Origin of the sequence: Shinella sp. S4-D37 (genome assembly GCF_040812195.1) — a bacterium.
Classification (GTDB): domain Bacteria; phylum Pseudomonadota; class Alphaproteobacteria; order Rhizobiales; family Rhizobiaceae; genus Shinella.
Genome location: NZ_JBFNXL010000005.1, coordinates 1,289,328 through 1,309,093, shown reverse-complemented (window position 1 = coordinate 1,309,093; position 19,766 = coordinate 1,289,328). Strand labels below are relative to the sequence as shown.

Here is a 19,766-nt window from a genome sequence, read left to right as displayed (position 1 = left end):
CTCAGATGTCCTGGCCGCAGGCGCGGCGGAAGCGCCGCACGGTTTCCGCCATGCCGTATTCCAGCGCGTCGGCGGTCAGGCCGTGGCCGATCGACACTTCGGCAAGGCGCGGAATGCGCGCGACGAGCGCCGGCAGGTTGGCAACGGTCAGGTCGTGGCCGGCATTGACGTCGAGGCCGAGTTCGAAGGCGATATCCGCCGTCTCGCCCAGCCGCTCGGCGATCCGCGCCGCCTCGGCCGGATCGTCGTAACAGCCGCCATAGGGGCCGGTATAGAGCTCGATCCTGTCCGCGCCGACCTCCTTCGCGATGGTCAGCGCCGCGCGGTCAGGATCGCCGTCGGCGAAGACCGAGACGCGCAGGCCGAGCTTCTTCAACCGGCCGACGATGTTGCCGAGGAGGTTGTGGTTCTTGCGGAAGTCCCAGCCGTGGTCGGAGGTCGCCTGGGAGGGATCGTCCGGCACGAGCGTCACCTGCTCGGGGCGGTGCTCCTCGACGAGCCGCATGAAGCCCTCCTCAGGAAAGCCCTCCATGTTGAATTCCGTGCCGGCGAATTCCGTATCGATAAGGCTGCGGATCGGCGCGAGGTCGGAAAAGCGCACATGGCGCTGGTCCGGCCGCGGATGCACGGTCAGGCCGCTCGCACCGGCCTGAAGGGCGACCCGGCCAAGGCCGGTGACGCTTGGCCAGGGCAGATCCCGGCGGTTGCGCAGCATGGCAATGGCATTGAGATTGACCGACAGTTTCGCAGGCATGGCGACGCAAACTCCTCTTGCTGGTGATAGGTCTAGCCTGTTGTTTCCACAAGAGCAATCGCCTCGAGGGCCCTGCCTGCCGCAGCCTTGCGGCTTTGTGGCGGGAGCCTGTGCATGCCCCCTTGCGGCCGTGCGGGAATCACCGGTAGAATCCCCTTGGTTTTTGGGGGGATGCCGTGCCGGCGTTCCGTCTTGGGGAACGGGAAGGAAAGCGGGCAACGGCGATGGCCTCCTCTTTGGCGACGCGATGACGAGGACCGACAGGCCGGCATGCGAGCGCGTGCGGCATGCGCTTGCCGCCGTTGTCGCGAGCGAGGCGTTCTCCCGGTCGGAGCGGCTGCGCTCGTTCCTCTCCTACATCGTCGAGAACGAGCTTTCCGGCAAAGCCGCCCAACTCAAGGGTTATACGATCGGCATCGACGTGTTCGGCCGCACGCCGGGCTTCGACGCCGGCAACGACCCGCTCGTGCGCGTGCAGGCGGGCAAGCTCCGCAAGCTGCTGGAGCAGTATTACGAGAAGGAGGGCGCGGGCGACGGCCTGCGCATCCGCGTGCCGCTCGGCAGCTACGTGCCGGAATACACCATCCCGAAGGACGCGGCACCCGACGCGCCTTCGTCCGTGCCGACGGCCCGGCACAAGCCGCAGCCCCGCCGCTCCTGGCTTCCCGCGCCGGTCTCCTCGCCGCTCGCCCTCTTCTCGCTGCTGCCGCTCTTCTTCCTCGCCCCTTCGGTCTATCCGGACACTACGAATGCGGCGATCGACAAGGCGCAGCTCGTGCTCTCGGTGCAGAACAAGCTGGCCGGCCTCGTCCAGGCGCTGCCGAGCCTCCACATCCTGCAATGCTGGCCGGCGGGCGGCGAATGCAATGCGCTGGCCCACGCCATCGCCGGGTCGGCCCGCTACCACAGGACCGTGCATCTCGTCGATTCGCAGGACACCGCCGAGCCGCCGCATGCGCTCTCCTACGCCATCCGCATCGAGAATCGCCCGAACGGGCAAGGCGTCTATGCCCGGCTGATCCACGAACCATCGGGCGCCACGATCTTCACCCGGCACTTTTCGCGCGAACAGCTTCGCAGCGAAGGCGGCATCGCCTACGAGGCCGTCGCCTTCGCCGCCCGCGCCCTGACCGCCACCGGCCCGCTCTATCGCCACGCCACGCGCACGGGCGTGGCCAGCAATCTCATGGAATGCCTCGCACAGGCGGACAGCGGCACGCCGCGCCGAACGGCCGCCGCCGGCAAGCCGGCCGCCTGCAACCTGCTGCCGGCGGCGCTTGCCGGGGTCTCACCGGGAGACGCCCCCAGTACCACCGTGACGCGCTGAGCCACCTGCACCCGGCCTATGGGCGGCGCCAGAAAATACATCCCTAGATATAACGATAGGCATGTGCCCGCCTTGGGTTTATTTTACGATGCAGGGCGGATGGGTAATGTGTGCCGCTCGGATTCAGGATCCCGCACGGTCGCGTTGCGAATGGGATCGGGAATCCCTGCATGATCGTATACAGTTTCATCGACCTGCACAGTCGGCGAAACGGTGAAAGGCATTGTCCGCCGGCTTGTCATCCAGCCTTCCGCGTGAAGCTGGCCCATGGCCCGGCGACCGGGGGTAAGCACATGACCAATCCACTTGTTTGCGAGCTGCTTTCATGATGACCAACGAGCCGAAGAAAGCCGACGGCCGGTCGAGCGCGCGCAAATCCATCCGTTTCCTGCCGGTCGCGCCCGTGCCGGAAAACCTGCCCGAGGGCCGCCTTGCCATCGCCGACATGGCCAACGCCTTCGGCGTGACCCATCGCACGCTGCATTTCTACGAGGAGAAGGGCCTCCTGACCGCGGCACGCGTCGGTCCCATGCGGGTCTACGGCCCGGATGAGATCCAGCAGATGGCGGTCGTCAACACCTGCCGCGAGACGGGCATGCCCGTCGCCGTGATCCAGGAACTGCTGGAGCAGCTTTCCGCCGCCCAGAGCCAGGACGAGGCCGACGGCGTCTTCCGCAGCGCCATGACCGCCCGCAAGCGCGAACTGGTGGCTCAGCAATCGACGATCCGCCGGCAGATGCAGCAGATCAACGAATTGCTCGATTTCAGCTCCGCCCACGAGCCGGAAACCAACGACAACACGCCCTGCGCCCATCTTGCGCCCGCCGAACTGCGCTGCCTCTCCCTGATGGCGGAAGGCTATCCGACGAGCCGCATCGCCCGCGCGCTCGAGATCGAGCCCGGCGAAGTGCAGGTGATGGAAAAGACCATCATCGCCAAGTTCGACAGCAACAACCGTTTCCAGGCCGTCGCCAAGGCGGTCATGCTCGGCATCGTCGGTCACTGAAACCGGCGGGACGGGCCGGACATGACGACCGGCCCCATCCATCCGCTTCCTGAAAAGCGGTCCGTCGTGCGGGTCCCCTCTATCGCACGATGGTGAGCGTTTCCGCGGCGCGCGTAATGGCGGTGTAGAGCCAGCGTTCGCGCGTGTCGCGGAAAGCGTAACTTTCATCGAACAGCACGACATTGTTCCACTGCGAACCCTGCGCCTTGTGCACGGTCAGCGCATAGCCGAAATCGAACTCGTCATAGCGCTTGCGCGTCGACCACGGAATCTCCTCGTCGAGATTCTCGAAGGCGGCCTTCAGAAGCTTGATCTTGGCCGCGCCGCGATCCATGTCGTCGTCTTCCGGACGGATCATCAGGTTGATGCCGGGCTTCACCGTCTCCTTGGACGAGCTCATCACCTGCCAGAGCGAGCCGTTGAGCAGGCCCTTGGCCGGGTCGTTGCGCAGGCACACCAGCTTGTCGCCGGATTGCGGATAGTCGGTGGTGAACCCCTTCAGTTCGCGCAGGCGCTGGTTGTAGCGCCGCCGCGTTCGGTTCGTGCCGACGAGCACCTGGTCGGCATCGAGCACGAGCGTCTGGTCCACCTCGTTGCGGCCGATGACCCGTGCGGCGCCATAGTCGCCATAGTCGATCTCCCGGCCCTCGCGCACCTGCATGGCAAGCTGGATGATCGGGTTGTCGCGCGCCTGCCGGTGGATATCCGTGAGCAGGTAGTCCGGCTCCTGGTTGGTGAAATAGCCGCCGCCGGAAACGGGCGGCAGCTGGCCGGGATCGCCGAGCACGAGGATCGGCGTGCCGAAGCTCATCAGGTCCTTGCCGAGCGCTTCGTCGACCATCGAGCATTCGTCGACGACGACGAGGGCGGCCTTGGCCACCGGGCTCTGGCGGTTGATGGAGAACATCGGCGAGATCGAGGTCTTGCCCGTCTCCTCGTCCGAAACCTCCTCCTCGCCGCGCGGGCGATAGATCAGCGAATGGATCGTCTTGGCATTGCTCGCGCCCTTGGAGCGCAGCACCTGGGCCGCCTTGCCGGTGAAGGCGGCAAACAGCACCTCGCCGTCGACATTCTCCGCGAAATGGCGCGCCAGCGTCGTCTTGCCCGTGCCGGCATAACCGAACAGCCGAAACAGCGGCGCGCGCCCGTCCTTCAGCCATCGTGCGACGGCCTTCAGCGCCTCATCCTGTTGGGGTGCAAATTCCATGTCCGGACTTGGCAGGATTCGGCGCCCGGAGGCAAGGGGGACGTGACCGTTTCGCACCATGGCGGACGCGATCGCCCTGCGGGCGATTTCCCCTGTTCGCCGGCGCCGCGCCGCGCTATGGAGGGCCCAGTTTTCCGGAGCGCCCCTTGTCCCGCCTCTCCCCAGTCTCGAAGAACACTGCCCCGCCGGCGGGAATCGGCAAGCTGCCCGGCGCCCTGCAATGGGCCGCGGTCGGCGCGCTGTCGGTCGTCACCACGGTGCCGCTGGAGATCGGCGGCTTTCCCGCCGCCCTCCTGATGGGACCGATGCTGGCCGGCATCGCCGTGGCGCTCGGCGGGGGAACGATCCGCCTGCCGCGCATCTTCTTCTTCGTCGTCCAGGTCGTGCTGGCGCTGATGATCGCCACCACGGTCTCTGAGGATTTCCTCGGCACCTTCCAGCGCAACTGGCCGCTGATCCTGTTCGTCGTGGTCTCCGTCATCAGCGTCAGCACGCTGTCGGGCTGGCTGATCACGCGCACCGGCATCCTGCCCGGCACCACCGCGATCTGGGGATCCTCCGCCGGCGCGGCTTCCACCATGATGATGATGGCCGAGGCCTACGGCGCCGATGCCCGCCTCGTCGCCTTCATGCAATATCTGCGCGTCGTCTTCGTCGCCAGCCTCGCCACGCTCGTCGCCCATTTCGGCGGGCACGACGGCGCGGCGGTGCCGCCGCATGCCTGGTTCGAGCCGGTGCCGCTGCCGCCGCTCGTCTCCATGCTGGCCGTCGGCATCCTCTGCGGCCTTGCCGGCCAGAAGCTGCGCATCCCGGCCGGCGCCTTCCTGGTGCCCTTCGCGCTCGCCGCCGTGCTCAACGCCTCCGGCACCGTCACCATCGAGCTGCCGCAATGGCTGCTCGTCATCGCCTTCACGCTGCTCGGCTGGAACATCGGCCTCGGCTTCACCCGCGCCATCCTGCTGCATGCGCGCCGGGCGCTCCTGCCGACAGTGCTCTCCATCATCGGGCTGATCAGCTTTTCCGGCCTGCTTGCCGGCCTGCTGATCCTGGTGCTCGGCATCGACCCACTGACGGCCTATCTCTCGACCAGCCCGGGCGGCCTCGATTCCATCGCCGTCATCGCCGCCTCCAGCAATGTCGATGTGGCCTTCGTCATGGCCCTGCAGACGGCCCGGCTCATCCTCGTGACCCTGTTCGGCCCGTGGCTCGCCCGCTTCGTCGCCGACCGATCTTAGTCCGGCACGTTTTCAAGGAGGATGGGCCGTCCGTGCGGCGTCGCCTCGGCGGCGCGGGCCCAGCGGTCGGCCAGCGCGACCTGCTCCGCTTCGCTCGCAACGCCCCTTGCGGCCAGCAGCGTGGAGAGCGCGGCGACCCAGCAGTCGAAATAGTCCGCGCCGTCGACGGCCCTTCCGGGCCGGTGGACCTCGCGCGACAAAGCCTCGGCCCATTCGCCCCAGGTGAAGACGCCCCGCTCGTGGAGGCGCACCGTCATTGCGAAGGCCTGCGCCTGCCAGGGCTCGGCGAAGACCGGATCGCCTTCCCGGGATTTCGGCAGGCCGGGCGAATCGGCGGGCGTCTCACACCGGCTCAAGATAGCTCTCCCAGGCGTCGATCGAGACGGTGAGGCCGGGGTCCGCCCCCTCGCCCCAGATCTCCGCGCCGTCGAAGACGACGGTATAGACCCATTGCGGGTTCTCGCCCCTGCCGTGCGCGTTGTCGTCCGGAAAGACGAAGGAACCCTGCACGGCCTCGACCACGCCGACCTTGCCGCGGGCATAGCGCGGCAGGCGGGTACGCGTCGCCGGATTGAAAGTGCGGGTGCGCACGCGCGCGCCGGCGGCAAACCGCGGCGCCGTGTCGAGCGGCCGGTCGCACGGCCCGCCCCTCGCAAGAACGGCCGACACCATCTCCGCCGTCAGAACGCGCTTCGGCGTCGCCCCTTTTTCCAGCATCCGGCCTTCGGCGCGCTCGGCGCCGCTGACGAAGCCGTGGCGTTCGAGCAACGTTTCGAGCGCGCGGATCCAGATCTCGTAGTAGCTCGCGGCAAGATAGGTGGCGGGCGGGATGTTCTCCCGCGCGTGGCGGCTCTCGTCGATGGTCCAGGCGCCGAAGGCGCCGCAGGAGAGCGTCACGCCGAGCGCCCGCTTTTCCCACTCGGCATGGAAATACGGCTCGTTCGCCTCCGGCGCGACGGGGCCAAAACCGTGCTGGCCGCCCAGATCGTGCGGCCCGTTCATGCCCGTGCCTCGGGCGAAAGCGCCAGCCCCGTGCCGATCATGGCATCGCGCGTCACGAGGTCCGCGAGGGCGTCCTGGTCCAGTCCCTCGCTGCCCGCCGGCCGCTCGGGGATGACGAGATAGCGCAGTTCCGCCGTCGAATCCCACACGCGGACCTTCCGGTCGGCCGGCAGCGTGACGCCGAACTCCTCCAGCACGCCGCGCGGGTCCATCACGGCGCGCGCGCGATAGGCCGGCGCCTTGTACCAGACGGGCGGCAGGCCGAGCACGGACCAGGGATAGCAGGAGCACAGCGTGCAGACGACGAGGTTGTGCGTCTCGCCGTCGTTGAACACCGCCCGCATATGCTCGCCCTGCCGGCCGGTATAGCCGAGGCTGGCGATCGCCGCCGTCGCGTCCCGCTTCAGCCAGGCGGCGAAATCCGGCTCCGCCCAGGCCTTGGCGACGACGCGGGCGCCGTTGCGCGGACCGATCTTCGTCTCGTAGATCTCGACGATGACGTCGATGGCCCTCGGATCGATCAGGCCCTTCTCCGTCAGGATGGTTTCCAGCGCCCGCACGCGCGCCTCCATCGGCGAGAAATGGTTGTCGTGATGGTGGTAGTCGTCGTGATCGTGGTCGTGCATGGCGGCCCTCCGCTCCGGTCTCTCCTTTTACGCCGCTAGCGCAGCATCGGCCAGAGGCTCGCGACGAGCAGGAGGGCCATCGTTATGTTGAACCATTTCAGCCGCGCCGGATCGGACAGCCACTGGCGCAGCGCCGAGCCGAAGCCGGCCCAGGTGGAGACGCTGGGGAAATTGACGATGGCGAAGGCGGCGCCGACGATCAGCACGCTCATCGCGTAGTTGGCCGAATTCGTATAGGTCGCCATGGCGGAGACGGCCATGACCCAGGCCTTCGGGTTGACCCACTGGAAGGCGGCGGCCTCCAGGAAGCTCATCGGCCGCGCCCCGGCCTTGCCTTCGCCGAGCGAGCGCGACGTGCCGATCTTCCAGGCGATCCACACGAGATAGGCGCCGCCGGCGAATTTCAGCGCCGTATAGACCAGCGGCACCGTCTCCAGCAGCGCCCCGAGCCCGAAACCGACGGCGAGCAGCAAGACGAGGAAACCGACGCCGATGCCGCACATATGCGGGATCGTGCGCACGAAACCGAAGTTCACGCCCGAGGCGAAGAGCATCATGTTGTTCGGGCCGGGCGTGATGGAGGTGGTGAAGGCGAAGACCAGAAGCGCCAGAAAAATCTCGATCTGCATGGGTGGTCCTGAAAATCCGGATTGTTTTTTCCGATTGATAATCCATCTCCTTGCAACGACCAGCCAATTCTTGTCATGCATGCAATTCGGCTGGCTGATGCATGGCCCTTGCAAGCGGAGCGTACCATGAAAGCGGAATTACCGGCAGTCACGTTCCCCGGCGGTCGGCAGGTGCCGGCCCTCGGCCTCGGCACCTGGCACATGGGGGAAAGCGACGTATCGAGGACGCAAGAGGCGAACAGCCTGCGCGCCGGGCTCGACCTCGGCATGACGCTGATCGACACGGCGGAAATGTATGCCGACGGCGGCGCGGAGACGGTGGTGGGCGAGGCGATCCGGGGGCGGCGCGATGCGGTGTACCTCGTCTCCAAGGTGCTGCCCCACAATGCCAGCCGCAGCGGCACGATCGCCGCCTGCGAGGCGAGCCTGAAACGGCTCGGCACCGACCATCTCGACCTCTACCTGCTGCACTGGCGCGGCAACCATCCGCTCGCCGAGACGGTCGAGGCCTTCGAGACGCTGAAGGCCGAGGGCAAGATCGGCGCCTGGGGCGTCTCCAATTTCGACCAGGACGACATGCTGGAACTGCTCGACGTCGCGGAACCCGCCCGGCCCGTCGCCAACCAGGTGCTTTACAATTTGTCCCGCCGCGGCATCGAGTTCAATCTCCTGCGCTGGAGCCAGGTGCAGGGCATCCCGATCATGGCCTATTCGCCGCTCGACGAAGGCCGCCTCGTCGGCCATCCCGTGCTGGAGGAGATCGGCCGCATCCATAAGGCGAGCGCCGCCCAGGTCGCCCTCGCCTTCCTTTTGACCAAGCCCGGCGTCATCGCCATCCCGAAATCCGGGACGCCGGACCGGGTGCGCGAGAATTTCCGCGCCGCCGAGATCCGCCTGACCTCGGAGGACCTGCGCCTCCTCGACGAGGCCTTCCCACCGCCGACGCGCAAGCGGCCGCTGGAGATGATCTGATCCGCATGAAAAAGGGCTTTCCCGTTTCCCGAAAAGCCTTCCCACCCGCGACGTCATCCTCGGCCTTGAGCCGAGGATCCATGCCACAAACTCAAGGCGTGCCGTGGGAATGTGGGTCCTCGGGTCAAGCCCGAGGATGACAAAGGAGAGGAAGCGGGCTTGCAGGAGGCTCCGAAGCGGAAGCACCGCCTCACGAGTTCGAGCCACCGCCCGCTTCGCCTATTCACATCCCCTGCGGGCCGCGGTTCATCGCGGCGATGCCCGTGCGACACACCTCGCTGAGGCCGAGCGGCTTCATGATCGCGACGAACTGATCGACCTTGGACGATTTTCCCGTGATCTCGAAGATGAAGTGCTCGGTCGTCGCATCGACGACCTTGGCGTGGAAGGCGTCGGCAAGGCGCAGGGTCTCCGCACGCATCTCGCCGGAGCCCGTGACCTTGACCAGCGCCACTTCGCGCTCGATCGGCCGCTCCTGGCCGAGCATCTTCGCGCGCACGGTGAGGTCGACGACGCGGTGGACCGGCACGATGCGCTCGAGCTGCGACTTGATCTGTTCGAGAACGCCGGGCGTGCCGCGCGTCACGACGGTGATGCGCGAAAGATGCGCCTCGTGCTCGGTCTCCGAAACCGTGAGGCTCTCGATGTTGTAGCCGCGGCCGGAGAACAGGCCGATGACCCGGGCAAGCACGCCCGGCTCGTTGTCGACCAGCACGGAGAGCGTGTGGCTCTCCGCGACCTGGGTTTCCTTGGCGATGAAATAGGCAGAGCCGGTGGGCTGAAGGTGTGCGTTCATGATTTTCTCTACCTCTACATCAAACGAGCTGGCGGCCCTTGGCGTCGATCGCATTGGCGACCGCTTCGTCCGTGGCCTCGTCGGGCAGCAGCATTTCGTTGTGCGCCTTGCCCGAGGGGATCATCGGGAAGCAGTTGGCAAGGTTCGCCACGCGGCAATCGAAGATGACAGGGCGCCTGACGTCGATCATCTCCTGGATGGCCCCGTCGAGATCGCCGGGCTTGTCACAGGCGATACCGACGCCGCCATAGGCTTCCGCGAGCTTGACGAAGTCGGGCATCGCTTCCGTATAGGAGTTCGACAGGCGGTTGCCGTGCAGGAGCTGCTGCCACTGGCGCACCATGCCCATATACTGGTTGTTCAGGATGAAGATCTTGACCGGCAGGTCATACTGAACCGCGCAGCTCATCTCCTGGATGCACATCTGGATCGAGGCGTCGCCCGCGATGTCGATGACGAGGCTGTCGCGGTGCGCGACCTGCACGCCGATCGCCGCCGGGAAGCCGTAGCCCATCGTGCCGAGGCCGCCCGAGGTCATCCAGCGGTTCGGCTGCTCGAAACCGTAGAACTGCGCCGCCCACATCTGGTGCTGGCCGACTTCCGTGGTGATGTAGGTGTCGCGGTCCTTGGTCAGTTCGTAGAGCCGCTGGATGGCGTATTGCGGCATGATGACGTCGTTGCTCTGCTTGTAGGCAAAGGAATTGCGCGCCCGCCACCGGGCGATCGACGACCACCAATCGCCCTGGATCGCCTTGTCGTAGTCCTTGCCGGCGGCCCGCCACTGGCGCACCATGTCCTCCAGGATCGAGCCGACATCGCCGAGGATCGGAACGTCGACGCGGACGTTCTTGTTGATCGAGGACGGGTCGATGTCGATGTGGATCTTCTTCGAGTTCGGCGAGAAGGCGTTGAGGCGGCCGGTGATGCGGTCGTCGAAGCGCGCGCCGATGCAGACCATGACGTCGCAGTCGTGCATCGCCATGTTCGCCTCGTAGGAACCGTGCATGCCCAGCATGCCCAGCCAGTTCTTGCCGGAGGCCGGATAGGCGCCGAGGCCCATCAGCGTCGAGGTGATCGGGAAGCCGGTGATCTCGACCAGTTCGCGCAGGAGGCGCGAGGCTTCCGGCCCGGAATTCACGACGCCGCCGCCGGAATAGATGACCGGCCGGCGGGCCGAGCGCATCAGGCTGATGGCGGCCGCGATCTGGTTCGCGTCGCCCGTGACCTTCGGCTGGTAGCTCTTCTGGATCGGCGCGGCGGAAGGCGGCGTATAGGTGCCGGTCGCGAACTGCACGTCCTTCGGGATATCGACGACGACGGGGCCCGGGCGGCCCGACTGCGCGATGCGGAAGGCCTCGTGGATGACGCCGGCGAGTTCGTTGACGTCCTTGACCAGCCAGTTGTGCTTGGTGCAGGGGCGCGTGATGCCGACCGTGTCGCATTCCTGGAAGGCGTCCGAGCCGATGAGCGTGGTCGGAACCTGGCCGGTGAGGCAGACGAGCGGGATGGAATCCATCAGCGCGTCCTGCAGGGGCGTGACCGCATTGGTGGCGCCCGGGCCGGAGGTGACGAGCATGACGCCGACCTTGCCGGTGGAGCGGGCATAGCCTTCGGCCATGTGGCCGGCGCCCTGCTCGTGGCGCACGAGAATGTGCTCGATGTCGTCCTGCTGGAAGATCTCGTCATAGATCGGCAGGACGGCACCGCCCGGATAGCCGAAGATATGTTCCACGCCGTTGTCCTTCAGGGCCTGCAGGACAATTTCGGCGCCCGTCATCTGATTTTCTGTTCCGCTCATCGGATTTCCGTCCGTCTCTTTGGTATTTCAGGTGTGATTAACGAATTTCTGGGCATAAAAAAAGGCCCCTTGGAGGAGCCTGCTTACCGCGCATGGGTGCTTTCGCCGGATGGTTACACCACCCTGCCCATGCGCCTTCCCACCACAAGAATGATAGCCGTCAGTTTTTTCATGGGCCGAAGTGTTACCGGCAAAGCCCGCGCACGTCAACGCCTTTCCGCCTGTTTCGAAACGGCACGGATTCGCGCCGATCCTCAAAATTGCAATCAAGGGGTGCATCACGACGAAACGTCTTATTAAGCGCCGGCCGTTAGACTTCGCCTTTGATGGCAAGGAGTGCCGTGATTGCTGAACAGTGATTTTCAAAGTTCCATCGTCGCCGGCGAGCAGGAACGTCGGGACGGCGTATCGGGCAACCGGCTGCTTGGGCGCGTCGTCGCGTGCAACGGCTCGCGCGCAACCATCAGCGCCATCGCCGAAGGCGGGGAAACGGCGCTCACGGAACTGTGGGCCGTCGGCCGGCTCATCTCCATTTCCGTCGGCCGCAACCGCATCGTCGCCCTCGTCTATTCCATGTCCACCGACCAGCAGAGCTGGGCGGAGAATCAGGACACGGTCTTCCGCATCGAGGTGGAGCTTCTGGGCGAGGTGCATGTCAGCGCCGACGGCCGCGAGGAATTCTCCGCCGGCATCACCGACTATCCCCATCTCGGCGCCATCGCCCACCGCATCCGCGCCTCGGACCTCGCCAAGGTCTACGACACCGGCAAGAACGACGTCTGCGCCATCGGCAAGCTGACGCAGGACGAGACGATCGACGCGACGATCCATGTGCCCTCCATGCTGGAGAAGCACTTCGCCATCGTCGGCACGACCGGCGTCGGCAAGTCCACCTCCGTCACGCTGCTGCTGCACAAGGCCATCCAGGCCGATCCGCGCCTGCGCGTGCTCATCCTCGACCCGCACAACGAATTCGCCTCCGCCTTCGGCGAGCTTGCGGTCATCGTCGACACCGACACGCTGGACCTGCCCTTCTGGCTGTTCCGCCTGGAGGAGTTCGCCGAGGTGATCTTCCGCGGCCGCCCGCCGGTGCCCGAGGAGATGGACATCCTGCGCGACCTCATCCCGGAGGCCAAGCGCGCCTTCCGCGGCACGAGCGACAACGGCCTGATGCGCCGCACGAGCGAGAAGAGCTCGGTGACGGCCGACACGCCGGTGCCCTTCCGCATCGCCGACCTGCTCGCCCTCGTCGACGAGCGCATCGGACGCCTCGAAGGCCGGGCGGAGAAGCCGCACCTGCGCTCGCTCAAGGTCAAGATCATGTCGGCGATCAACGACCCGCGCTACCATTTCATGTTCTCCTCGAACACGATCACCGACACGATCCTCGACACGATCGCCCGCATCTTCCGCATTCCCGGCGACGGCAAGCCGGTGACCACGTTCCAGCTCGCCGGCATTCCCTCCGAGGTCGTCAATTCCGTCGCCTCCGTGCTCTGCCGCATGGCCTTCGAGATCGGCCTGTGGAGCAACGGCGGCGTGCACATGCTCGTCGTCTGCGAGGAGGCGCACCGCTACGTGCCGGCCGACATGAAGCTCGGCTTCATGCCGACGCGCCAGGCCATCGCCCGCATCGCCAAGGAGGGCCGCAAATACGGCGTCTCGCTCGGCATCATCACCCAGCGCCCGGGCGAACTCGACCCGACGATCCTCTCCCAGTGCTCGACGATCTTCGCCATGCGGCTTGCCAACGAGCACGACCAGGAGATCATCCGCTCGGCGATCCCCAACTCCTCGTCCTCGACGACCAGCTTCATCTCCTCGATCGGCAACGGCGAGGCGATCGCCTTCGGCGAGGCCGTGGCCGTGCCGATGCGCATGCGCTTCTCGCGCGTCGAGGCCAGCCGCCTGCCGAAGGCGAACGGCACCGGCGTCAAGATCAGCGAGGAGACGCCGCAAAGCGTCGACCTGCGCTCCATCGTCGCCCGCATGCGCGCCATCACCGGACCCGACATTTCCGGCTTCCAGAATTCCTTTCTCGCCGCCCAGGGCCAGAACGCTGCCCTGCCGACCGGCTACGAGGACGCGCCCTACGAGGACGAGGAGGGCTATGTCGAGACGCTGCAGGCCGCCGCGGCCGCGCGTCCCGCCGCCCAGCCCTCCCTGCAGGAGCCGTACCGGCCGGACATGCTGCCGGGCGCCCAGGGCGCCTACGACCCCTCGCCCCAGGAACGTTTCGAGGCGATCCGCCGCGAACTGACCGCCGAGCCGCAGCGCCAGCCGCCGGCCGATCCCTATCGCCAGCCGGCCCGTCCCGCGCCCGCCTTCGGCGAGCAGCAGGAGCCGCGGCGCGACGGCTCCATCCGCGAGCAGCTTCTCAAGAAACCGCTGAGCAGCCTGATCCGCCGCTGAGGCCTTCGCGCCGGCCGCTACGCCGTCCCGCCGGCGGCCAGCGGATCGATGCGTCGCCAGCTCTCGTCGAGCTGGTTGCGGATCCAGGTCATCTGGCGCTTGGCATATTGTCGCGTGGCCGCCGCCCCGCGCTCGGCGACCTCCGCCGCACTCATCGTCCCGGCCAGCATGGCCGCGATCTGCGGCACGCCGATCGCCTTCATAACGGGCATGGCGGGCGGAAGGTCGAGCGCCAGCAGCGCCTCCACCTCCGCCACCGCGCCGGATGCCAGCATTTCGGAAAAACGCCGGTCGATGCGGGCGGCGAGCACCGCGCGGTCCGGCAGGACAACGATCTTCTCCGCCCTTTCCGCGTCGATGACGGCCGGCCCCGTCGCCGCCTGGAAGGCCGAGATCGAGCGCCCCGTCGCCTCCAGCACCTCCAGCGCCCGCACGATGCGCTGGCCGTCGCCCGGCTTCAGCCGCGCCGCCGTCTGCGGATCGCGCGCGGCAAGCGCATGGTGCAGGGCCTCGGCGCCCTCTTCGGCAAGCCGTTCGCGCAGGTGCGTGCGGATCGCCTCGGGGATGACGGGCATGTCGGAGAGCCCGCCCGTCAGCGCGCGGAAATAGAGCCCCGTGCCGCCGACGAAGACCGGCAGCGTCTCCCGCGCCCGCAAGTCCGCGACGACCGCTGTCGCCTCGCGCAGCCAGTCGCCGGTCGAATAGGCGGCACCGGCCGACACATGGCCGTAGAGCCGGTGCTCGATGCCGGCCATGTCGTGCGGGCGCGGACGGGCGGTGAGCACGTCCAGCGTGTCGTAGACCTGCATGCTGTCGGCATTCACCACCACGCCGCCGTGCTCGGCCGCCAGCCGCACGGCAAGCGCGGACTTGCCGCTGGCCGTCGGGCCCGTTATCAGGATCGCGTCCCGCTTTCGATCGAGGTTTCTCATCATGGCTTTCGTTGCCACGCTTGTCGCCAATCCGTCAAATCCCGTCCTGACGCCGTCCCTCGCCGAAAAGGCCGCCGACGCGGTCGAGGCCTCCGGCCTCTACTGGCTCGCCGACGGCATCGCCTGCGATATCGCGCTGCGCGACGGCAGCGACCTTGCCGCCGCCGAGAGCGCCATCCGCGCCGTCATCGGCAGCGAACCCGTCGACCTGGCCATCCAGGAAGCGGAGACGCGGCGCAAGAAACTGCTGATCGCCGACATGGATTCGACGATGATCGGCCAGGAATGCATCGACGAGCTTGCCGCCGAAGTCGGTCTCAAGGACAAGGTCGCGGGCATCACCGCCCGCGCCATGAACGGCGAGATCGCCTTCGAGCCGGCGCTTCGCGAGCGCGTCGCCCTCCTCAAGGGCCTGCCCGTCTCCGTCATCGACGAGGTGATCGAAAAGCGCATCACGCTGACGCCCGGCGGGCGCGAACTGATCGCGACCATGAAGTCGAAGGGCTATTACACCGCCCTCGTCTCCGGCGGCTTCACCGTCTTCACGAGCCGCATCGCCGCAACGCTCGGCTTTCACGAGAACCGCGCCAACCTGCTTCTCGACGCCGACGGCAGGCTGACCGGCACGGTGGCCGAGCCGATCCTCGGCAAGCAGGCCAAGGTCGACGCCCTCACCGAGATTTCCGAACGCCTCGGCATTTCTCCCGAGGAGGCCATGGCGGTCGGCGACGGCGCCAACGACCTCGGCATGCTGCATCTTTCCGGCGCCGGCGTCGCGCTGCACGCCAAGCCGGCCGTCGCGGCGGAGGCGAAGATCCGCATCGACCACGGCGACCTCACGGCCCTGCTCTACCTGCAGGGCTACCGCAAGTCGGATTTCGTGACGGCCTGACCCCCACCGTCGCACCCCGTGGCGTGAAGGGTCGGGTCAAGCCCGGCCATGACGAAGGAGCGGCAGGGCGGCTTTGCCGGCAAACGAAGGCCGCTGAAGCGATGCTCCAGCGGCCTGATTCATTATCTCGCCTTTTGCCCGCAAGCCCCTGAAGGGACTCGCCCTAATCGATGCGCACGGTGATGTAGCGCAGCGCCCCGCTGCGGTTGGCGATCATCATCAGCGCGTTGCGGCGGTCTTCCGATTTCAGCTTGGCGATGCGGGTGCGCACCTCCTCCGCCGTCGTCACCGCCTCCTGGCCGATCTCGACGATCACGTCGCCCGGCACGATGCCGCGCTCGGCGGCGGCCGAATCGGGCGCCACTTCCGTGATGACGACGCCCTTGACGCTTTCGACGATCTCGAAGGTCTTGCGCGCCTCTTCGCCGAGGTCGCTGATGCCCATGCCGAGCACCGTGTCGACCTTGCCAGGCTGGGCGTCGCCGGTCTCGGGCGTCGTGCCTTCGTCGGGCGTGCCCTCGTCCTGGGTGACTTCGTCGTCCTCCACCTGTTTCTCGCCGTCCTCAAGGCGGCCGAGCGTGACCTTGACGGTCATCTCCTTGCCGTCGCGCAGCAAGACGACGTCGACCGCCTTGCCGACCGGGCTTTCGGCGACGACGCGCGGCAGATCGCGCATCTCGTCGACATCCTTGCCGTCGAAGCGGGTGATGACGTCGCCGGTCATGATCGAGCCGTTGTCGACCGGCCCGCCCTTGATGATGCCGGCGACGAGCGCGCCCTTGGCCTCGCTCATGCCGATGCTTTCGGCAATGTCGTCGGTGACGGGCTGGATGCGCACGCCGAGCCAGCCGCGCCGCGTCTCGCCGAACTCGCGCAGCTGCTGGAAGATGTTCTGCGCCAGTTCCGTCGGCACCGAGAAGCCGATGCCGATCGACCCGCCCGAGGGCGAGATGATCGCGGTGTTGATGCCGATGACCTCGCCCTTCATGTTGAACAGCGGGCCGCCGGAATTGCCGCGGTTGATGGCGGCGTCCGTCTGGATGAAATTGTCGTAGGGGCCGGCATTGATGTTGCGCCCGCGCGCGGAAATGATGCCGACGGTCACCGAGCCGCCGAGGCCGAACGGATTGCCGATCGCCATCACCCAGTCGCCGATGCGCATGGTGCGGGAATCGCCGAAGGGCACGGCCTTCAGCGGCGCCTTCGGCTCGACCTTCAGGAGCGCCAGGTCGGTCTTCGGGTCGGTGCCGACGAGCTTCGCCTTCAGCTTGGAGCCGTTGGCGAAGTTCACCTCGATATCGTCGGCCCCCTCGATGACATGGTTGTTCGTGGCGATGAAGCCCGAGGGATCGATGACGAAGCCGGAGCCGAGCGAGTTGACGGTCTGGCCCTGGTTGGAGCCCTCGCCGCCCTCGCCCTTGAAGAACTCGTCGAAGAAATCCTGGAAGGGCGAGCCTTCCGGCACCTGCGGGATGGGCGCCTTGTCGTCGCTCTTGACGTTCTGCGAGGTGGAGATGTTCACCACGGCGTCGAGCAGGCTCTCGGCAAGGTCCGCGACCGATTCCGGGCCGGCCTGCCTGTTGGCCTGCGCCAGCGCCGGCCCTGCGAACGGCCCGCCCGCGACCAGCGAGAAACTCACCGCGAGCGCGAGTGCCGCATGGGCAACGCTGGACCTCATCTTCAAAGCCATGGTCGGCATCCTCTTTCGTCTGACTGTCGCGGCGAGTGTTTGCCGCGGATACGGCAAAAATCAGTCCGGCACGCTGAATTCATGTGAAGTCTTGCCCGTCTTCGCGGGCAGCCGCAAGGGCCGCGTTCACGCGCCGCGGATGAACCACACCAGGGCGACGCCGAGTGCCACGGCGACAAGCCCGGACGTGCGCAACTGGCTTTCCGGAATCTGCGGCAGCATTTGCGCCATGCGCTTCAAAACCGAAGGGGCCAGTGCGTACACCAGCCCCTCGATGATCAGGAAGAACGCGATCCCCGTCAGGAAATCGGACATGCCGTTCTCAGTCTGCGGTCGACGGCGTCGTCGTCGTGCCGGTGCCCGTTGCCGCGCCCGAGGTTGCGGGCGTCGTGCCGGCAGCGTCCTCGAAGTAGCGGAAGAACTCCGACTGCGGCGACAGCACCAGCGTGGTGTCGGACGCGGTCAGCGAGGTCCGGTAGGCGCTCATCGACCGGTAGAAGTCGTAGAAGGCCGCATCCTGCGAGAAGGCCTCGCCGTAGACGCGGCTGCGCTCGCCGTCGCCCTCGCCTCGCAGGATTTCCGAATCGCGCTGCGCGGCGGCGACGAACTCGACGACCTGTCGATCAGCGATGGCGCGGCGGCGCTGGCCGGCCTCGTTGCCGCGCGCGCGGATGAGTTCGGCTTCGGCAAGACGCTCGGCCTTCATGCGCTCGAAGGTCTGTTGCGAGACTTCCTGCGTGAGATCCGTACGGCGGATACGCACGTCGGAGATCGTGAGACCGAGGTTCGACGCGTCGTTCGTCAGCTCGCCGCGGACTTCGCGCATCATCGACGCGCGCTCTTCGGACAGGGCGGATTCGAAGCCGCGCAGACCGTAGACCCGGCGCAGAGCCGCATCGAGACGGGTGCGCAGGCGCGCTTCAGCCGATTCCCGGTCGCCCGAGACGGCTTCGCGGAAGCGGCGGGCATCCGTGATCTTGTAGACCACGAAGGCATCGACCTCGTAGAACTTGCCGCCCGAGACCTGGACGCGGATGTCGTCGAGGTCGAAGCGCAGCGCCTGGTCCTGGATGTACTGCACGCTGTCGGCATCCATGAAGCCGAAGGGCAGCTTGAAGTAGAGGCCGGGCTCGGCCTTGACGTCCTGGATCTGGCCGAAGCGGATGACGATCGCCTGCTGGCGCTCGTTGACGACGAACACCGAGGAATAGGCGATGAAGAGAAGAACGCCGACGGCGATCAGAATGGTCGGTATCCGGTTGCCCATTACTGCGTGCCTCCTACGCTCTGCTGCTGGGTCGCGTCGCGGCCCAGTTCGTGCAGCGGCAGGAAGGGAACGACACCCTGCCCGCCCTGCTTCTCGTCGATGATGACCTTCTTGGAGTTCTTCATCACCTCTTCCAGGGTTTCAAGGAAGAGACGCTTGCGGGTGACGTCGGGAGCGACCTTGTACTGTTCGTAGATGGAGAGGAAGCGTGCCGCCTCACCTTCCGCTTCCTTGACGACGCGGTCCTTGTAGGCGGCCGCCTCTTCGCGGATCTGCGCGGACTGGCCGCGGGCAAGACCCAGCTTCTGGTTGGCGTACTGGTTGGCTTCTTCGAGGAAACGGTCCTCGTCCTGCTCGGCGCGCTGCACCTCGTCGAAGGCATCGGCCACTTCGCGCGGCGGGGCCGCGTCCTCGATCGCGACGGTGTTGATCGAGATGCCGGCGCCGTAGGCGTCCATGGTCGCCTGGATCGTCGTCTTCACGCCTTCGGCAATCGCCTGGCGGTTGTCGCGGAAGATGTCCTGGGCGGGACGGCGGCCGACGACCTCGCGCATGGCGCTTTCGGCAACCTGTTGCAGCGTCTCGGCCGGGTATTCGAGGTTGAAGAGGTAGGACTGCGGGTCGGTGACCGAATAGAGTACCGAGAACTGCACGTTGACGATGTTCTGGTCGCCCGTGAGCATCAGGCCGGAATTGTCGGAGCCCGGAGACGCCGCGCGGCGGCCGATATTCTGCTGCTGCTCGGTGATCTTGACGAGCTCGACGGTTTCGAGCGGCCAGAGATGGAAATGCAGGCCGGGCATGGAGACTTCCTGCTTCGGCTTGCCGAAGCGCAGCTCGACGCCGCGCTCGTCCGGCTGGACGGTATAGATGGCGTTCATCAGCCAGAAGACGCCGACGAGAAGCAGCGCGATGACCACGACGCCGCCGTTGATGCCGCCCGGCATGACGTTCTTCAGCTGGTCCTGGCCGCGCCGGATGATGTCCTCAAGGTCGGGCGGGCCGCCATTGCCGCTGCCTCCGCCGCCACCGCGGGGCCGGTTCGGTCCCTGCCCCCATGGCCCCTGATTGTTTCCACCGCCGCCGCCGCCCCAAGGGCCGCCGCCGCCGTTCTGATTGCTCCAGGGCATCAATACCTCTTTCTTTAAATCCCTACGTGCCGCGCTTCGCGGAATGCTTCACCGCGCTGCGCGAGGTGAACCCGTTATAGGTATCCCTCCG

Annotated in this window: 20 protein-coding genes; 7 read left to right on the top strand and 13 right to left on the bottom strand. The window is 66.7% G+C overall.

Features of this window, described 5'->3' with window-relative positions:
- Position 1: 1 nt before the first annotated feature.
- Positions 2-754: a pyridoxine 5'-phosphate synthase gene (locus tag AB3G45_RS13740; protein ID WP_367831093.1), complete on the bottom strand. Its 753-nt coding sequence runs from the start codon at positions 752-754 to the stop codon at positions 2-4.
- A 247-nt stretch (positions 755-1,001) separates the two neighbouring features.
- Between AB3G45_RS13740 and AB3G45_RS13735 the strand changes: the two genes are divergently transcribed.
- Together AB3G45_RS13735 and AB3G45_RS13730 are read left to right on the top strand one after the other, a co-directional pair.
- The gene (locus AB3G45_RS13735; RefSeq protein ID WP_367831092.1) at positions 1,002-2,081 is read left to right on the top strand and encodes a hypothetical protein; all 1,080 of its coding nucleotides are present in this window, start codon (positions 1,002-1,004) and stop codon (positions 2,079-2,081) included.
- A gap of 325 nt (positions 2,082-2,406) precedes the next feature.
- Entirely contained in the window at positions 2,407-3,087 is a 681-nt protein-coding gene (locus AB3G45_RS13730) for a MerR family transcriptional regulator (protein WP_367831091.1), read from the top strand.
- Positions 3,088-3,166: 79 nt separating this feature from the next.
- Here AB3G45_RS13730 and AB3G45_RS13725 read toward each other — a convergent pair whose 3' ends face one another.
- Positions 3,167-4,294: an ATP-dependent RecD-like DNA helicase gene (locus AB3G45_RS13725; protein WP_367831090.1), complete on the bottom strand. Its 1,128-nt coding sequence runs from the start codon at positions 4,292-4,294 to the stop codon at positions 3,167-3,169.
- A 203-nt stretch (positions 4,295-4,497) separates the two neighbouring features.
- Between AB3G45_RS13725 and AB3G45_RS13720 the strand changes: the two genes are divergently transcribed.
- A complete protein-coding gene (locus AB3G45_RS13720; protein ID WP_367833580.1) occupies positions 4,498-5,529 on the top strand; it encodes an AbrB family transcriptional regulator in 1,032 nt (343 codons plus the stop codon).
- On the opposite strand, the gene AB3G45_RS13715 is transcribed toward AB3G45_RS13720, so the two are convergent.
- From AB3G45_RS13715 to AB3G45_RS13700, 4 genes are read right to left on the bottom strand one after another with little or no spacing between them, the layout of a single operon-like run.
- Positions 5,526-5,885 carry a nitrile hydratase accessory protein gene (locus AB3G45_RS13715; protein WP_367831089.1) on the bottom strand — a complete coding sequence of 120 codons (360 nt, stop codon included), beginning with the start codon at positions 5,883-5,885 and terminating at the stop codon, positions 5,526-5,528. The two genes, AB3G45_RS13720 and AB3G45_RS13715, sit on opposite strands and share 4 nt — an antisense overlap.
- The gene (gene nthB, locus AB3G45_RS13710; protein WP_367831088.1) at positions 5,872-6,531 is read right to left on the bottom strand and encodes a nitrile hydratase subunit beta; all 660 of its coding nucleotides are present in this window, start codon (positions 6,529-6,531) and stop codon (positions 5,872-5,874) included. Before nthB ends, AB3G45_RS13715 begins: the two co-directional genes overlap by 14 nt.
- Positions 6,528-7,157, bottom strand: coding sequence for a nitrile hydratase subunit alpha (gene nthA, locus AB3G45_RS13705; protein ID WP_367831087.1), 630 nt, complete (start codon positions 7,155-7,157; stop codon positions 6,528-6,530). The genes nthB and nthA overlap by 4 nt, the downstream gene beginning before the upstream one ends.
- Positions 7,158-7,192: 35 nt before the next feature.
- The gene (locus tag AB3G45_RS13700) at positions 7,193-7,786 is read right to left on the bottom strand and encodes a LysE family translocator (protein WP_367831086.1); all 594 of its coding nucleotides are present in this window, start codon (positions 7,784-7,786) and stop codon (positions 7,193-7,195) included.
- A 126-nt stretch (positions 7,787-7,912) separates the two neighbouring features.
- Here AB3G45_RS13700 and AB3G45_RS13695 point away from each other — a divergent pair, with 126 nt between their 5' ends.
- Complete coding sequence (locus tag AB3G45_RS13695) at positions 7,913-8,758, top strand: aldo/keto reductase (RefSeq protein WP_367831085.1); 846 nt, start codon at positions 7,913-7,915, stop codon at positions 8,756-8,758.
- A gap of 223 nt (positions 8,759-8,981) precedes the next feature.
- On the opposite strand, the gene ilvN is transcribed toward AB3G45_RS13695, so the two are convergent.
- The gene (gene ilvN / locus AB3G45_RS13690; RefSeq protein ID WP_367831084.1) at positions 8,982-9,554 is read right to left on the bottom strand and encodes an acetolactate synthase small subunit; all 573 of its coding nucleotides are present in this window, start codon (positions 9,552-9,554) and stop codon (positions 8,982-8,984) included.
- Between the two features lie 19 nt (positions 9,555-9,573).
- Positions 9,574-11,352 (bottom strand): acetolactate synthase 3 large subunit, encoded by a 1,779-nt coding sequence (locus AB3G45_RS13685; protein WP_367831083.1) that lies wholly within the window; start codon positions 11,350-11,352, stop codon positions 9,574-9,576.
- Here AB3G45_RS13685 and AB3G45_RS13680 point away from each other — a divergent pair.
- Together AB3G45_RS13680 and AB3G45_RS13675 are read left to right on the top strand one after the other, a co-directional pair.
- A complete protein-coding gene (locus AB3G45_RS13680; protein ID WP_367833694.1) occupies positions 11,278-11,652 on the top strand; it encodes a hypothetical protein in 375 nt (124 codons plus the stop codon). The two genes, AB3G45_RS13685 and AB3G45_RS13680, sit on opposite strands and share 75 nt — an antisense overlap.
- A gap of 45 nt (positions 11,653-11,697) precedes the next feature.
- Positions 11,698-13,764, top strand: coding sequence for an ATP-binding protein (locus AB3G45_RS13675; RefSeq protein ID WP_367831082.1), 2,067 nt, complete (start codon positions 11,698-11,700; stop codon positions 13,762-13,764).
- Positions 13,765-13,781: 17 nt separating this feature from the next.
- Here the strand turns inward: AB3G45_RS13675 and miaA are convergent, their stop codons facing one another.
- Complete coding sequence (gene miaA, locus AB3G45_RS13670) at positions 13,782-14,699, bottom strand: tRNA (adenosine(37)-N6)-dimethylallyltransferase MiaA (protein WP_367833579.1); 918 nt, start codon at positions 14,697-14,699, stop codon at positions 13,782-13,784.
- Here miaA and serB point away from each other — a divergent pair.
- A complete protein-coding gene (gene serB / locus AB3G45_RS13665) occupies positions 14,698-15,588 on the top strand; it encodes a phosphoserine phosphatase SerB (RefSeq protein WP_367831081.1) in 891 nt (296 codons plus the stop codon). The two genes, miaA and serB, sit on opposite strands and share 2 nt — an antisense overlap.
- A gap of 163 nt (positions 15,589-15,751) precedes the next feature.
- On the opposite strand, the gene AB3G45_RS13660 is transcribed toward serB, so the two are convergent.
- The 4 genes from AB3G45_RS13660 to hflK all read right to left on the bottom strand — a co-directional run bounded on the left by AB3G45_RS13660 (position 15,752) and on the right by hflK (position 19,675).
- Entirely contained in the window at positions 15,752-17,278 is a 1,527-nt protein-coding gene (locus tag AB3G45_RS13660; protein WP_367831080.1) for a DegQ family serine endoprotease, read from the bottom strand.
- A 126-nt stretch (positions 17,279-17,404) separates the two neighbouring features.
- Positions 17,405-17,593, bottom strand: coding sequence for a DUF2065 domain-containing protein (locus AB3G45_RS13655; protein WP_367831079.1), 189 nt, complete (start codon positions 17,591-17,593; stop codon positions 17,405-17,407).
- A gap of 7 nt (positions 17,594-17,600) precedes the next feature.
- Positions 17,601-18,545: a protease modulator HflC gene (hflC, locus tag AB3G45_RS13650; protein ID WP_367831078.1), complete on the bottom strand. Its 945-nt coding sequence runs from the start codon at positions 18,543-18,545 to the stop codon at positions 17,601-17,603.
- Positions 18,545-19,675, bottom strand: a complete 1,131-nt coding sequence (gene hflK / locus AB3G45_RS13645) for an FtsH protease activity modulator HflK (protein ID WP_367831077.1) — start codon at positions 19,673-19,675, stop codon at positions 18,545-18,547. Before hflK ends, hflC begins: the two co-directional genes overlap by 1 nt.
- Positions 19,676-19,766 lie beyond the last annotated feature (91 nt).